This window comes from Streptomyces sp. NPDC048288 (genome assembly GCF_043201555.1).
Classification (GTDB): domain Bacteria; phylum Actinomycetota; class Actinomycetes; order Streptomycetales; family Streptomycetaceae; genus Streptomyces.
Map to the genome: position 1 here is coordinate 99,437 of NZ_JBICZD010000014.1, position 13,737 is coordinate 113,173.

A 13,737-nucleotide genomic window follows, 5' to 3' on the forward strand; every position below is an offset into this window, starting at 1 on the left:
CCGACCCTCGATCGAGAGGAGCACCATCATGACCAGGACACGTGAGCACGGGCGGAGCCGGCTGATCCGGCTCGCCGCCACCGCCACGGCGGGCGCGGCGCTCCTCGCCGCCTGCTCGACCACCACCGGCGGCGACGACAACGGGGGCGGTTCCGCCTCGGGAGACGTGACGGTCGCCGGCACCTATCCGATCGAGAGCCTGGACCCGCACGGAGCCCAAGGCGCCTCCACGGGAACCCAGTTGGCCGCCCAGGAGATCTTCAGCAGACTGGTGAAACCCGCCGCGGACGGCACCCTCGAAGGTGACCTCGCCGCGTCCTGGAAGCCCAACAAGGACGTCACCGCCTGGACGTTCACGCTGCGCTCCGGCGTCACCTTCTCCGACGGCTCCGCCCTCGACGCCGACGACGTGGTCGCCTCCTTCCAGCGGATGATCGGCCTGAACGGCCCCAACGCGGGCAACTTCCCGGGCGACACGATGACCAAGGTCTCCGCCACCGAGGTGGTCCTGCACAGCCCGGCGCCCGACGCGTCCGTCCCCGGCAAGCTCGGCACCTTCTACGTCCTCCCGTCGGGCATCGGCAAGGACGACACCGCCTTCTTCAACCACCCCGTCGGCTCCGGCCCGTTCACCGTGAACGCGTTCACCCCGAGCGGGTCGCTGGTCCTGGTGCCCAACAAGAAGTACCGGGGCACGAAGCCCACCCTCGGCAAGGTCACCATCCGGAACATCCCCGAACTCGCGGCCCGCATGACCGCGCTGCGCACCGGCGAGGTGGACGTCGTCTGGGGCATCCCCGACGACCAACTCGCCTCGCTGAAGGGCCAGAAGGACCTCACCGTGCGGACCGTGCCGAGCAGCGCCGAGTTCACCATGTGGTTCAACTCCTCGATCCCCGCCCTCAAGGACGCGAAGGTCCGCCGGGCCATCTGGCAGGCCGTCGACTTCAAGACCATCATCGACAAGCTCTATCCGGACACCGGCAAGGCCGCCGACGCGCCCGTGACCGGCGTCGTCCTCGGCCACGTGACCCAGCCCGCCGTCGCCTACGACCCGGCGGCCGCCAAGGCGGCCCTCACCGCCGCCGGATTCGACTTCTCCAAGAAGCTCCGGCTCCAGTTCGCCAACGACGAGTTCAAGCCCTTCATCGAGGCCGTCGTCTCCGACCTGCAGAAGGTCGGCGTACAGGTGGACCCGCTGGAGAAGGAGCAGGCCGTCTTCACGGAGGACCTGCTCGCCCTCAAGTGGGACATCAACTTCCAGCAGCTGGCCACCCCCAGCTACGACGCGGCCAGCAACCTCGGCCGTCTCTACACCTGCGCGGCCAAGCGCATGGGCTACTGCAACAAGACGCTGGACGGCCTGCTGGCGGCGGCCGGCGCGACGGCCGACAAGGCGAAGCGCACCGACCTCTACGGCCAGGCCAGCAAGATCATCTGGCAGGACGCGGTCGGCATGTACCCGATGTCCGTGAGCATCGCCTACGCCTGGAACAGCGACCTGAAGGGCTTCGTCCCGGACGCCAGCGGACTGCCGGACTTCGCCGGTGTACGGACCGGCGGCTCGTGACCCCCGCCGGAACCGCACGCGAACACGGCGCCGGGAAGGCGGTGGCCGCGACGGACGGGCCGGTCCTGCGGATCGAGGACCTGGTGGTGGAACTCCCCGGTCCGCGCGGCACCCGCACCCGGGTCCTTGACGGCGTCTCCTTCGACGTGCCTCGCGCCACTACCGTGGGGCTGATCGGCGAGTCCGGCAGCGGGAAGTCCATGACCGCCCAGGCGATCCTGGGCCTGCCGCCCGAGGGCGCCACGCTGGCCGGCCGGCTGCTGTGGCGCGGCGAGGACCTGCTCGCCGCCGACCCGGCACGGCGCCGCGCGGTACGCGGCCGGGAGATCGCGATGATCTTCCAGGACCCGCTCGCCGCCCTCAACCCGACCCAGCGCATCGGCCGTCAGGTCGGCGAGATACCGCGCCGCGACCGGCTGCCGCGGGCCGAGGTGAACCGCCGGGTCGTCGAACTCCTCGACCGGGTCGGCGTACCGGAGCCGGAACGGCGGACGCGGGCCTACCCGCACGAGCTCTCCGGAGGCCTGCGCCAGCGCGCCGTGATCGCGATGGCGCTGGCCGGAAACCCCGCGCTGCTCCTCGCCGACGAGCCCACCACGGCGCTCGACGTCACCGTGCAGTCCCGGATCCTGCGGCTCCTCGCCGACATCCAGGCGGCCGACGGCCTGGCGATGCTGCTGGTCAGCCATGACCTGCGGGTCGTGTCGCACGTCGGCGAACAGGTCGTGGTGATGTACGCGGGACGGGTCTGCGAGCACGGGCCCGCCCGTGACGTCCTGCGGCGGCCCGCCCATCCGTACACCGCCGCCCTGGTGCGCAGCGTGCCCGCCGTCCGGACCCGGACCGCCCTCGCCGACCCGCTGCCCGGGGCCCCGGCGACCCCGGCGAACCGGCCGGCGGGCTGCGCCTTCCACCCGCGCTGCCCGCTGGCCCGCGCCCGCTGCCGTGCCGAGCGGCCACAGGTGCGGGAGGTGGTGCCGGGCCGCTGGAGCGCCTGCCACTTCGCCGAGGAGGTGTCGCGGTCGTGAGCACGAGCGACAGCGCCCTCCTCGACGTGCGTGACCTGCGGGTCCGTTACGGAGGACGGCGGAGCGGCCAGGTTGCCGTGGACGGGGTGAGCCTGTCGGTGGCACCCGAGGAGACACTCGGTCTTGTCGGCGAGTCCGGCTCCGGCAAGACGACCGTCGCCCGGTGCGTGGCCGGACTCCTGCGGCCGGGTGCCGGGACCGTCACCTTCGAGGGCCGCCCGCTCGGCCGCGCGGGACACCGGCCGCCCGAACTGCAGCGCGCGGTGCAGATGGTGTTCCAGGACCCGCGCTCCTCGCTGAACCCGCGGATGACGGTCGCCTCGGTCATCGGCGAGGTCTGGCGCACCCACCCCGTCACCGCGCCCGAGGGCGACCGCACCGAGGCACTGCACCGGCTCCTCGCCGACATGGGGCTCGACCCCGAGGTGGCCGCGCGGCGCGCCGGGGACCTGTCGGGCGGCCAGTGCCAGCGGGTCAGCATCGCCCGAGCGCTGGCGGTACGGCCCCGGCTGCTGGTCTGCGACGAGGCGGTGTCGGCGCTCGACGTGTCGGTCCAGGCCCAGATCCTGCGGCTCCTCGCCGACCTGCGCGCCCGGCACCGGCTCGCGATGCTGTTCATCTCGCACGACCTGGGCGTGGTGCACCAGATCGCCGACCGGGTGGCGGTGATGCGCCGGGGCGCGATCGTCGAGGAGGGCCGGACCGGCGAGGTGCTCACCGCCCCGCGACACCCGTACACGCAGGCGCTGCTCGACGCGGCCCTGGACCTGGACGACGCGGTGCCGGGCGACGGCGCCGCCGACGGCAAGGCGGTCGTATGAACGAGCACGGGACGGGAGAGCCGCGCACCGCCGTGACTCCGGCGCCGACCGGCTGGAACACCTGGGACGTCCGCACCCACACCGGCATGAGCCGGCTGCCGTCCGGACCCCGGGTACGGTTCGGCGTCCTCGGCCCCGAAGGCCCGGTACTCGACGGGTTCACCTGGCGCGACGGACTCGAACGGCTCGGCCCGCACACCGTGGACGGCGGCTACGCCGAGGTGACGGTCCGCGCGGCCGGCCACCGGCTGCGGCTGGCCTTCGCGGGCGGACCCGGCGACATCCTGCACGTCCGCGCCGAGAGCACGGGCCGGATCGTGCTCTCCGTGGAGGGAGCGGAGGGAGCAGAGGGAGTGGCGGGACCGGAGGACCCGGTCGGGACCGCCCTCGCGGGCGGGATCCGCTGGACGGTCACCGCCTCCTCGCCCGCCCGCCGGGTGGCGAGCCCGACGGTCCTGGTCTACGACGGACCCGGCACCGTGTACCTGCGCGTCGCACCGGCCGGCACACCCGGCACGGTGGACGGGACCCCCGCCGTACTCGCGGCCCGCCGCGCCGCCACCGACCGCACCCGGCTCCGCTCCGGCGGCTGGCTCGGCGCCGCCGCCGACGCCCTGACCAGGGCCGTCACCTGGAACACCATCTACGCCCCGGACCTCGGCCGGGTCCTCACCCCGACCTCCAGGGACTTCGTCTGCGCCGAGCGCAAGGGCTTCTACGGCACCTGGGCCCTGCACGCCTGGGACACCTTCTTCACCGGTCTCGCCGCTTCGGCGGTCGACCGGGACTACGCGCGCGGCATCTTCGGCCAGATCCTGCCGTACGCGGACGCGGCCGGCATGATCCCGAACCGGATCTCGGACGAGCGGGGCCGCACCGACGACCGTTCGCAGCCGCCGGTAGGCGCACTGACGGTGTATCAGGCCTACCTGGCGAGCGGTCTGTCGTCCGAGACCCGCGACCGGGCACTGCTCGACGCCACCTTCCCGGCGCTGCTGGCCTGGCACGACTGGTGGCCCCGGGCCCGCCGCGGCCCGCACGGGCTGCTCGCCTGGGGTTCCGACCCCGTCGACGGCGACCCCGCGTCGGCGACCCTGGACCGCGCCAAACGGGAGTCGGGCCTGGACGACTCCCCGATGTACGACGAGGCCCGGTACGACCCGGTGACCCACACCATGGACCTCGCCGACGTCGGCCTCAACGCGCTGCACATCGCCGACGCCGAGGCCCTGGCCGAGATCGCCACCCTCCTGGGCGAGCGGGCGACGGCCGACCGGCTGCGCGCCGAGGCCGCGACGGCGAAGGCGGTCGCCGACCGGCTGCTCTGGGACGGCGACCGCAACGGCTACCGCAACCTCACCTCCACGGGCACGCACGATCCGCACGTCTCGCCGACGATGCTCTACGCGCTGCTCGGCGGCCTGCCGGACGCCGACCGCGCGGCGGCCATGGCCACCGAACTGCTGCGGCCCGAAGTACTGGGCGGTGTCCGCCCCTTGCCGAGCGTGGCCCGCGACGACCCGGGCTTCGAGGCGACTTACTGGCGCGGCCGGATCTGGGCACCGATGGCCTATCTCGCCGTACACGGGCTGCGGCGGTACGGGCTGACCGAGCTGAGCCGACCGGTGGTGGACGCCCTGCTGCGGCTGTTTCTCGACGAGTGGCGGGTGCACGGCCATGTGCGGGAGAACTATCCGGCCGTCGAGGGAGAGAACTTGACGAGCTTTCAGAAACGTTCGGACGGGCTGATGGCCTGGGGCGGTCTGCTGGCCTATCTCGCCTTCGGTGAACTCGCCGACGCACGCCCCGACGGCTGGCGGTTCGCCCACCCGGGTGAACCGGCCGAACTGTGCAACCTGCCGCTCGGCGAGGGCCGCCTCGACGTCCGGGCGGCCGACCGGCTCACCGTCCACCTCGACGGACGGGTCCTGCTGGACATGGCGCCCGGTGTCGTCGTACGGGGCTACCGGCGCACCGGCGACCGGGTCACCGGGATCGCCGAGGGCGACGGCGACCTGCTCGTCACCCCGCCGGACGGGGGCCCGCCCGTGCCGATGGAGGTACCCGGCGGGACCAGGGAATTCACGATCGGCCCGGAGGGGAGCGGCACATGAGCGCAGCTACGGCGGCGGCCGCTGACATCCTTGTCGTCGGCGGGGGCCTGGGCGGTGTGGCCGCGGCGCTGGCCGCCCTCGACCGGGGCCGGTCGGTCCTGCTCACCGAGGAGACCGACTGGATCGGCGGTCAGCTCACCAGCCAGGGCGTACCGCCCGACGAGCACGCCTGGATCGAGCAGTTCGGCGCCACCCGCACCTACCGCGCCCTGCGCGAGGCGATCCGCGCGCACTACCGGACCTGGTACCCGCTCACCGACGAGGCCCGCCGACGCCCGTACCTCAACCCGGGCGAGGGACGGGTGAGCGCGCTCTGCCACGAGCCGAGGGTGGGCGCCGCCGTCCTGGAGGCCATGGTCGCGCCCTACGTGGCCGCCGGCCGGCTGCGGATCCTGTACCGGCACCGTCCGGTGGCCGCTTCCGTGGACGGCGACCGGGTACGGTCCGTGGTCGTCGAGGGCCCCGACGGCACGCGGGTCGAAGTATCGGCACCGTACGTCATGGACGCCACGGAACTCGGCGACCTGCTGCCGCTGACCGGCACCGAGCACGTGACGGGCTTCGAGTCCCGGCGGGACACCGGCGAGCCGAGCGCGCCCGAGGAGGCCCAGCCCTCCAACATACAGGCGTTCTCCTGGGTGTTCGCCGTCGACCATGTGCCCGGGGAGGACCACACCGTCGACCGGCCGGCCGGTTACGACACCTGGGCCGCCTACCACCCCCCGCAGTGGCCGAACCGGCTGCTGAGCCTGAGCGCGCCCGACCCGAGGACGCTGGAGACCGTACCGCGCGGCTTCACCCCCAACACGGACTCCGGACCGGTCGTCGCCGACCAGAGCAGGGACGCGGGCGACAAGGAGTTGTGGGAGTTCCGCCGGGTGGTCTCCCGGAAGCTGTACCGGCCGGGTTTCGCCGCGAGCGATGTGACCATCGTCAACTGGCCCATGATCGACTATCTGCCCGGACCGCTCATCGGGGTCGACGACAAGGAACGGGACCGGCATCTGGCGGGCGCCCGCGAGCTCAGCATGAGCATGCTCTACTGGCTGCAGACCGAGGCCCCCCGTCCCGACGGCGGCACCGGCTGGCCCGGACTGCGACTGCGCGGCGATGTCCTCGGCACGGCCGACGGGCTGGCCAAGGCCCCGTACATCCGTGAGTCACGCCGGATCGTCGCCCGCCGCCGGATCGTCGAACAGGACCTGTCCCTCGCCGTCCGCGGCGAACACGGCGCGATGCCGTACCCGGACTCCGTCGGCATCGGCATGTACCGCATCGACCTCCACCCCTCCACCGGCGGCGACACCTACATCGACGTCGCCAGCAGCCCCTTCCGGATCCCCCTGGGCGCCCTGCTCCCCGTCCGTGTGCGCAACCTGCTGCCCGTGTGCAAGAACATCGGCACCACCCACATCACCAACGGCTGCTACCGCCTGCACCCCGTCGAGTGGAACATCGGCGAGGCAGCCGGATCACTGGCCGCGCACTGCCTGGACCACCGTCTGGAACCCGGGCAGGTCTACGAGGACGAGGACCGGCTGCACCGCTTCCAGCACGAACTCACCCGCGCCGGAGTCGAACTGGCCTGGCCCGAGATCAGGGGCTACTGATGGACGGCAGAACAGCGCCCCGCAGGGGCGCGGGGAACTGCGCGACCAGCCACGACGGCGCAGCACCCGAACGAAGACAGATCGACGGACGCGCATTGCTTTCCGGAGTAATCGCCCCGTTGGTCACCCCCATGGACCACCCGGGCCGCCCCTCGTCCACAGCCGCCGTCCCTCTGCTCGGCGCGCTCGCCGCGGCCGGCACCCGCGGCCTCATGCTCTTCGGCAGCAACGGCGAAGGCCCCCTGCTCCCCACCGCACAACTCACCGACTTCGCCACCGAGGTGGCCGCCGACTGGCGTGAACTGACGGACAACGGACCGGTGTTGATCAACATCACCGCGCCCGGCACCGCCGAGGCGCTGGAGCGGGCGGAGGCCGTCCGGCCCGCCGCGCCGGACGCGCTGGTGCTCAGCCCGCCGATCTACTTCCACCACCGGCACGACGAGATCGTCGCCCACTACACCGCCCTGGCCGGCCTCGGCATCCCCGTCGTCGCCTACCACGCCCCCCGCTACGGCAACCCGCTCACCCCCGCCCTGCTCGACGTACTGACCGGCCTCGCCCACCTGGTGGGCATCAAGGACAGCTCGGGCGACCTCGCCCTGTTCGGCCACGCCCTTGCGGCGGCCCGCCGGCGCGAGGACTTCGGCGTGAGCCAGGGCGCGGAGCGGCAGGCGCTGGACGCGCTCCGGCTCGGCGCCGACGGTGTGGTGCTCGGGGTGGCCAACCTGGCCCCCGGGGCGGCCGTCGAGCTGTTCCGTGCCCACCGCGAGGGCCGCGACGAGGACGCGCGGCGCGCACAACGGGTGCTCGACGCGGTGCTGGCGCTGCACACCGTACGACCCGGGGTGCCCGCGGTGAAGGCCGTCCTCGCCGCACGAGGGCTGTGCCCGCCCCATGTCGCGCCGCCCTTCACGCCGTGCTCCGACGGGGAGCGCAAGGCACTGCTGGACCTGCTCGCTCCGCTCGACGCGCATCTCGTACGAGCCTGATCCCGCGCGTGACGTCCCGCGCCGGTTCCCTCACCTCCGTACCGCCCGGAAGGGGTGGCCCACCATGTCCGACAGCGGACCGCACCGCACCGCCATGAACCGCAGATCCTTCACCCTCGGAGTCGTCGGCGCCTCGGCGACCGCCGCGTTGGGCTCCGTGGCCCTCGGATCGCCGGCCCAGGCCGCCGGCCGGCACGGCACCTCCTTCGAGGAGCAGACGCTCTGGGACTCCGGAGAGGGCCCGCTGGTCAGCTACCACGTGCACGCGCTCGCCGTACTGCCCGACGACACCGTCCTGGCCGTCACCGAGGGCCGCCACGAGGTGTGCGACGCCGGACCGCGCGACCTGCTGCTGCGCCGCAGCACCGACGGCGGCCGGAGCTGGGAGGAGAGCCGCACCCTGGTCACCTCCGTCGACGGCGAGTCCTGGGGCAACCCGGCGCTGGTCGTGGACCGCCACACGCGGGAGGTCTTCCTCTTCTACATGCTCTCGCTCCGGCTGCCCGAGAACACCTCCTGCTCGGGCGACTCGGGCGACCTCTATGTGATCTCCAGCCGGGACAGCGGCCGGACCTGGAGCGAAGTCCGCAACCTGGCGGGCCTGTTCGACGGCTTTCCCTACAACTGGGCGCTGCACGGCCCGGGTCCGGGCCACGGCATCCAGCTGAGATCCGGCCGGCTGCTGCTCAACTGCGCGCACCGCAGGGTGATCGTCGGCAACACCGTGGCCCAGCGGTTCTACGGCGTCGCGCCGATCTACAGCGACGACCACGGCGCCACCTGGCAGGCCACCGGCGAAGTCCCCGTGCAGGTCGCCTACCCCATCAACGAGGCACGGCTGGTGCAGCGCGCCGACGGCAGCGTGTTCGTCAACGGCCGCGCCGCGGCGGGCGGTGAGGGCCAGCGCATCGTCTCCGTCAGTACGGACGACGGCCTGACCTGGTCGCAGCCGGCGTTCGACGGCGCCACCGGCTCGTTCAACGCGGTCGACGCCGGACTGCTGCGCTACAGCGGCGGCCCCGGCGGCCACGACACCGGGCGGGTGCTGTTCAGCCGCCCCGACTCACCCGTCCGGCGCAACATGACGGTGGCGGTCAGCTACGACGACGGCTACTCCTACCGCTACCAGCGGGTCGTCAACGAGAACCGCTCCTTCTACTCGGATCTCGCCCGGCTCTCCGACGGCACCATCGTGCTGCTCTACGGCTGCGACGGCGACATGGCCGGCGTCCCGCTGCGGGTCAACGTCTGCCGTTTCTCCCTGGACTGGCTGACCGGCGGCCGGGACAGCCTGCGCCGTGGCCCCCACTACCGGGAGACCGTCGTCGCCCTCGCCGACGCGGACCCCGAGGTCACCGGCGGTGCCGTGCAGACCGTCGGCGATCCGCTGGCGCGCCGTGCCGAACGCCTCGACTTCACCCCCGAACAGGTCGGTGACGCGGTGGAGTTCACCTTCCGGGCGCCGCACACCGGGGAGTACGAACTGCTCCTGCGCTACCACCGCACCGCGGACGGCGCCCTGGCCACCGTCACCGTGGACCGCTCCGGACTGCCCGCCTACGCGATCGACGCCACCGCGCAGTCGGCGGACGGCTTCGACCTGGCCCGCCTCGGCACCACCCGGCTGCGCGCCGGCCGGCACACCCTGCGGTGCGCGGTGACCGGGACCGGCCGGGGCGGCGGCACCCGCCTCGGCCTCGACTCGCTCAGCCTGGTCGAGGCGCCCGGCTCCGCCGACGTACGCGCCGAGGTGGTCGTGGACAACGACCGGCTGGGCTTCGAGATCGTCAGCGGCAGCTGGCCGACGGCGACGGCGGACCCCGGCTACTGGTCGGGCAACTACCGCACGGCGCCCGCCGGTTCGGGCCAGCGGAAGGTGCGCTGGCGGCCGGTCGTACCCCAGGACGGCGTGTACGAGATCCAGGCGTCCTACCCCCCGGCCGCGAGCCGCGCGAGCAACGCCCCGTACACCGTCGTCCAGCCGGACACCACCACGACCGTACGCGTCGACCAGCGGGCCGCCGGAGCCGCCGACCCGCGCGGCGGAACCTGGGTCTCGCTCGGCGAGTTCAGCCTGCCGGCCGGTCTCGGCACCTCGGTCGAGCTGACCAACGACGCCGACGCACCAGTGGCCGCCGACGCGATCCGGCTGCTGGGCCCGCGGACCTGAGACCCGGCCGGCCCGGGCCGCCGGAGTCACGGTCGGGGAGCCGCGAGCGCCGTGAGGAGACCGTCGGCCAGGAGCAGCCGGGTCCGGCGGTCCTCGCCCTCGGCCGCCGTGGCGCGTAACACCGCCCTCAGCTGCGCTTCCGGGAACGTGTCGGCGTAGGCCCGCGCGTCGTCGGCCGCGTAGGCCGCCGCGAGCGCCGCGCCGACGGCTTCGGCGTGCGCCTCGGCGAAGGCGCGGGCGTTCGCCTCGCTGCTGAGCCGCGCGTACTCGTGGCCGTAGGCGTCCGCCTCGGCTTCGGCGTACCCGTTGGCCAGCGCGTAGTCACGGGCGCCCGCGTGCCCCTCGGCATAGGCGGAGGCACGGTCGTAGGCGGCCTCGTACAGCCGCAGCAGCGACGGGCCCAGGGCCGACCGCCAGGCGGCCCGGTCGGCCGGCGCGCCCCGGGCCGCCGCGCGGTGCAGCTCCGCGAGCGCGGGAGTGGGCGCGGGCGTGGGTACGGGTTGGTCCGATGTCCGCGCGAGCAGCGGCAGCACGGTGTCCGCCTGCCAGAGGTGCACGGCCCGCAGCCCGGCCGGGACGCCGAGCAGGCCGTGCAGCCGGGTCGCCCAGGCGTCCGCGTAGGGCGGCGGCAGTTCCCCGTGGACGGCGGTGGCGAGCCGCCACAGCCAGCCGGGCAAGCCGGCCGCGGGCGGCTCGGCGGCCGGGGACCGCAGCGCGGCGAGGAAGGCCGCCGGGGCGGCCGTGGACGTGGCCATGTGCGCTCTCCCTCCGGCCGGGTCAGGCGTGCAGAGCCGAACCGTCGATGGCCACGCGGCGGCCCTCCCTGGTGTGCGGGAAGTAGTCCCACACCGCGTGGTGCTGCACGCTGCGGTTGTCCCAGAACACCAGCGTGCGTTCCTGCCAGCGGACCCGGCAGTGCAGCAGCGGGGTACGGGCGATGTGCGCGTAGAGCATCCCCAGCAGGGCGTCGCTCTCGGCGCGCGCCAGCTGGGTGATGTGCGAGGTGTAGGGGGCGTTGACGAACAGCAGCTTGCGGCCGTTCTCCGGATGGCGGACGACGACCGGCTGTTCGGTGCGCGGCACGTCGTACTCGGGCGGCGGGGTCAGCCCGGCGTCCGTCCAGGGCTTGGCGCCGTCGTGGAGGGCGGTCAGACCGTCCAGGAAGCCGCGCAGGGCGGGGGAGAGCAGGTCGTGGGCGAGGTGCATGTTGGCGAACAGGGTGTCGCCGCCGCTGCCGCCCTCGGGGATCGTCGTGATGTACAGCATGGAGCCGAGGGAGGGCTCGGCGTCGGCGGTGCCGTCGGAGTGCCAGCCGTTGCCGGCGACGGCCCTGGAGTCCTTGCCCGCCTTGATCTCCAGGATGTGCGGGTCCGAACCCTCGGCCGCGAGGGCGACGGGGTGCAGGGCGCCGAAGACGCCCGCGAACCGCTTGTGCGCCTCGGGGGTCAGGTCCTGGTCGCGGAAGACCAGCACATGGTGGGTGTGGAACGCGTGCGTGAGCTCCTTCTCCTGCTGGGGTGTCAGCTCCCGGGAGAGGTCGAGGCCGGTGATCTCGGCGCCCAGCACCGGGGTGATCGGGGCGAGCGTGAAGGTGTCGTACGGCTCGACGGGGCGGGTGGTGAGCCGTTCGACGGCGCGCAGCGCGTAGTCCTCCATGGGGGACCTCCTTGGGATCGGGGTTGCGGGGTCACAGGGCGCGGTCGAGGAGTTCGGCGACCACCAGGCGGCCGAAGGCGAGGTTGCCGTGGATCGTGTCGTCGGCCTCGCAGAAGACGGGCCGCTGCCGTCCGGAGCCGTCGGTGACCCGGGCGCGCAGGTCGACGATCTCCACACCGCGCGCGGCGAGTTCGGCGCCGATGACGTCCTGGGCGGCGAAGAAGACGGCCGGGTCGGACATGCCCGGGACGCGCTGCGGCGGCAGCGGGGCCAGCACCCGCAGCCCGAGCGCGGCCGTCCGCTCGTAGAAGGCGAGCGCGCCGCGGACGCTTGCCCGGACCAGGTCCCCGAACAGGCCGCTGCGCAGGAACCCCTCGGGCACGGTGGCGTGCCGGTCGCGGTGGATGTCCCAGTTCTGCCGGGTCGCCACCGTGTGGGCGCTCAGCCCGAACGTGCACACGAGCGGCACCCCCAGCTCCGCGAACCCGGTCACCCCGAGCGCGTCCAGGAACTCCCGGACCAGCCGCCGGGTCTCCGCGTTCCGGAAGACGAGGTCGCCGTCGCCGCCGTCCGCGCCGTCGAGGTCGAGGAACGGCCCCAGGAAGTCCCGCCCCGAGCCGACCGGCCCGCCCACGAAGGGCAGATCCGCCTGGAGCGCGGCCCGTCCCATGCAGCCGGCGTGCGAGTCACCGAGCAGGAGGAACCGGGCGGGGGCGGGGGCCGTAGTAGTCGAGCACGGCGTCGTCACACCAGTGGTCCTCTCTGCCGGTGGTGCCGGTGGTGCCGGTGACATCCGCGGCGGGGGTGGCTGGTGCGGGCGCGGGCCGCAGGGAACGGAAGAAGTGCCGCATCACGAAGGCCACTCCGTCGGGGGTGACCGTGCGCAGGTTCGGTGCGTAGAAGGCCGCCCGGTACGGGAAGCCCGTGACGATCTCGTACGACGGGAAGTAGTCGACCTCGTCCGACGCGTCGGCGAGCTGACCGGCCGCCGCGCGCAGCACCGACTTGGAGTGGGTGGTGGCGACCAGCGCGTGGCGGCCGGTGGCGGTCGCGGTCAGCGGGACCGGGGAGACGGTGAGGACCGTCCGCAGCCGGGAGTTGACCCCGCGGGCCATCGCGAGCACATCCGTGAGGTCGCGCTGCACCCGGTCGACGGTGTGGTTGTGCAGGACGTGCCGGCCGGGGTCGTAGCTGCCGCGCACGGTTCCGGGACACATCGGCAGCACGGTGCCGGTGCGGACGTCGTGCCAGGCCTCGGTCAGGCCGAGGGTGAACACCAGCACGTCGGCCCTGGTGAGGGCGGTACGGATCGCGTCCAGGGTGACCGCGCGGGCGCGCAGCACCTCGTCGGGCGAGCCGAGACCGTCCGGTTCCACGGCCGGCCGGTAGGGGTCGTGGAAGCGCCCGTCCTCCTCCCACACCTCCTCCGGCGGTTTCTCCTCCTCCAGCGCCCAGGCGACCCACTGGCGCAGCGCGGCGGCCGTGTAGACGTTGCCGGTTCGGAAGGAGAAACGGCGGTAGCCGCGCGCCGCCCGCTCGGCGGCCGTCAGGCCCGGTGGCGGGAGTTCGGCGTCGTACCAGTGCATGCCCTCCGCCAGGAGGGCCCGGCCGATGTGCGCGGCGAAGCAGGATCCGGCGGTGACGACGGGATCGTCCTGGCCGATCGCGAACTTCGGCGTCCACAGGCCGTCGATGTCCGCCGGGTCCGGTTCGGCGACCGCGGTGCGCCAGAACGACCGCGCGGGCAGGCGGGTGTACGGATGCTGCACGGGTGGT

Annotated in this window: 11 protein-coding genes; 7 read left to right on the forward strand and 4 right to left on the reverse strand. The window is 73.6% G+C overall.

Annotation, left to right across the window (positions count from 1 at the left end; translation table 11 throughout):
- The first annotated feature begins 28 nt into the window (after positions 1 to 28).
- The 7 genes from ACGFZS_RS39765 (at position 29) to ACGFZS_RS39795 (ending at position 10,305) form a co-directional block, all read left to right on the forward strand.
- Positions 29 to 1,570, forward strand: coding sequence for an ABC transporter substrate-binding protein (locus ACGFZS_RS39765; protein WP_393799216.1), 1,542 nt, complete (start codon positions 29 to 31; stop codon positions 1,568 to 1,570).
- On the forward strand, positions 1,567 to 2,598 hold the full coding sequence (locus ACGFZS_RS39770; RefSeq protein WP_393799217.1) for an ABC transporter ATP-binding protein: 1,032 nt from the start codon (positions 1,567 to 1,569) through the stop codon (positions 2,596 to 2,598). Before ACGFZS_RS39765 ends, ACGFZS_RS39770 begins: the two co-directional genes overlap by 4 nt.
- Positions 2,595 to 3,419: an ATP-binding cassette domain-containing protein gene (locus ACGFZS_RS39775; RefSeq protein ID WP_393799218.1), complete on the forward strand. Its 825-nt coding sequence runs from the start codon at positions 2,595 to 2,597 to the stop codon at positions 3,417 to 3,419. The genes ACGFZS_RS39770 and ACGFZS_RS39775 overlap by 4 nt, the downstream gene beginning before the upstream one ends.
- On the forward strand, positions 3,416 to 5,533 hold the full coding sequence (locus ACGFZS_RS39780; protein ID WP_393799219.1) for an amylo-alpha-1,6-glucosidase: 2,118 nt from the start codon (positions 3,416 to 3,418) through the stop codon (positions 5,531 to 5,533). Before ACGFZS_RS39775 ends, ACGFZS_RS39780 begins: the two co-directional genes overlap by 4 nt.
- A complete protein-coding gene (locus ACGFZS_RS39785) occupies positions 5,530 to 7,143 on the forward strand; it encodes an FAD-dependent oxidoreductase (RefSeq protein WP_393799220.1) in 1,614 nt (537 codons plus the stop codon). The genes ACGFZS_RS39780 and ACGFZS_RS39785 overlap by 4 nt, the downstream gene beginning before the upstream one ends.
- Complete coding sequence (locus ACGFZS_RS39790; protein ID WP_393799221.1) at positions 7,143 to 8,135, forward strand: dihydrodipicolinate synthase family protein; 993 nt, start codon at positions 7,143 to 7,145, stop codon at positions 8,133 to 8,135. Before ACGFZS_RS39785 ends, ACGFZS_RS39790 begins: the two co-directional genes overlap by 1 nt.
- Positions 8,136 to 8,199: 64 nt before the next feature.
- Complete coding sequence (locus ACGFZS_RS39795; RefSeq protein ID WP_393799222.1) at positions 8,200 to 10,305, forward strand: exo-alpha-sialidase; 2,106 nt, start codon at positions 8,200 to 8,202, stop codon at positions 10,303 to 10,305.
- Between the two features lie 26 nt (positions 10,306 to 10,331).
- Here ACGFZS_RS39795 and ACGFZS_RS39800 read toward each other — a convergent pair whose 3' ends face one another.
- Genes ACGFZS_RS39800 through ACGFZS_RS39815 form a run of 4 tightly spaced genes read right to left on the reverse strand, consistent with a single transcriptional unit; the run spans position 10,332 to position 13,730 of the window.
- Positions 10,332 to 11,060, reverse strand: coding sequence for a hypothetical protein (locus ACGFZS_RS39800; RefSeq protein WP_393799223.1), 729 nt, complete (start codon positions 11,058 to 11,060; stop codon positions 10,332 to 10,334).
- 22 nt (positions 11,061 to 11,082) lie between these two features.
- Entirely contained in the window at positions 11,083 to 11,961 is an 879-nt protein-coding gene (locus ACGFZS_RS39805) for a TauD/TfdA dioxygenase family protein (RefSeq protein WP_393799224.1), read from the reverse strand.
- A gap of 31 nt (positions 11,962 to 11,992) precedes the next feature.
- Positions 11,993 to 12,709: a hypothetical protein gene (locus ACGFZS_RS39810; protein ID WP_393799225.1), complete on the reverse strand. Its 717-nt coding sequence runs from the start codon at positions 12,707 to 12,709 to the stop codon at positions 11,993 to 11,995.
- Entirely contained in the window at positions 12,648 to 13,730 is a 1,083-nt protein-coding gene (locus ACGFZS_RS39815) for a GSCFA domain-containing protein (protein WP_393799226.1), read from the reverse strand. Before ACGFZS_RS39815 ends, ACGFZS_RS39810 begins: the two co-directional genes overlap by 62 nt.
- Positions 13,731 to 13,737: the final 7 nt, after the last annotated feature.

What these genes read in the sequence shown, in the direction of transcription:
- ACGFZS_RS39795 (WP_393799222.1), top strand. Translation starts at nt 8,200, where the DNA reads ATGTCCGACAGCGGACCGCACCGCACCGCCATGAACCGCAGATCCTTC.
- ACGFZS_RS39800 (WP_393799223.1), bottom strand. Translation starts at nt 11,060, where the DNA reads ATGGCCACGTCCACGGCCGCCCCGGCGGCCTTCCTCGCCGCGCTGCGG.
- ACGFZS_RS39765 (WP_393799216.1), top strand. Translation starts at nt 29, where the DNA reads ATGACCAGGACACGTGAGCACGGGCGGAGCCGGCTGATCCGGCTCGCC.
- ACGFZS_RS39790 (WP_393799221.1), top strand. Translation starts at nt 7,143, where the DNA reads ATGGACGGCAGAACAGCGCCCCGCAGGGGCGCGGGGAACTGCGCGACC.
- ACGFZS_RS39780 (WP_393799219.1), top strand. Translation starts at nt 3,416, where the DNA reads ATGAACGAGCACGGGACGGGAGAGCCGCGCACCGCCGTGACTCCGGCG.
- ACGFZS_RS39805 (WP_393799224.1), bottom strand. Translation starts at nt 11,961, where the DNA reads ATGGAGGACTACGCGCTGCGCGCCGTCGAACGGCTCACCACCCGCCCC.
- ACGFZS_RS39785 (WP_393799220.1), top strand. Translation starts at nt 5,530, where the DNA reads ATGAGCGCAGCTACGGCGGCGGCCGCTGACATCCTTGTCGTCGGCGGG.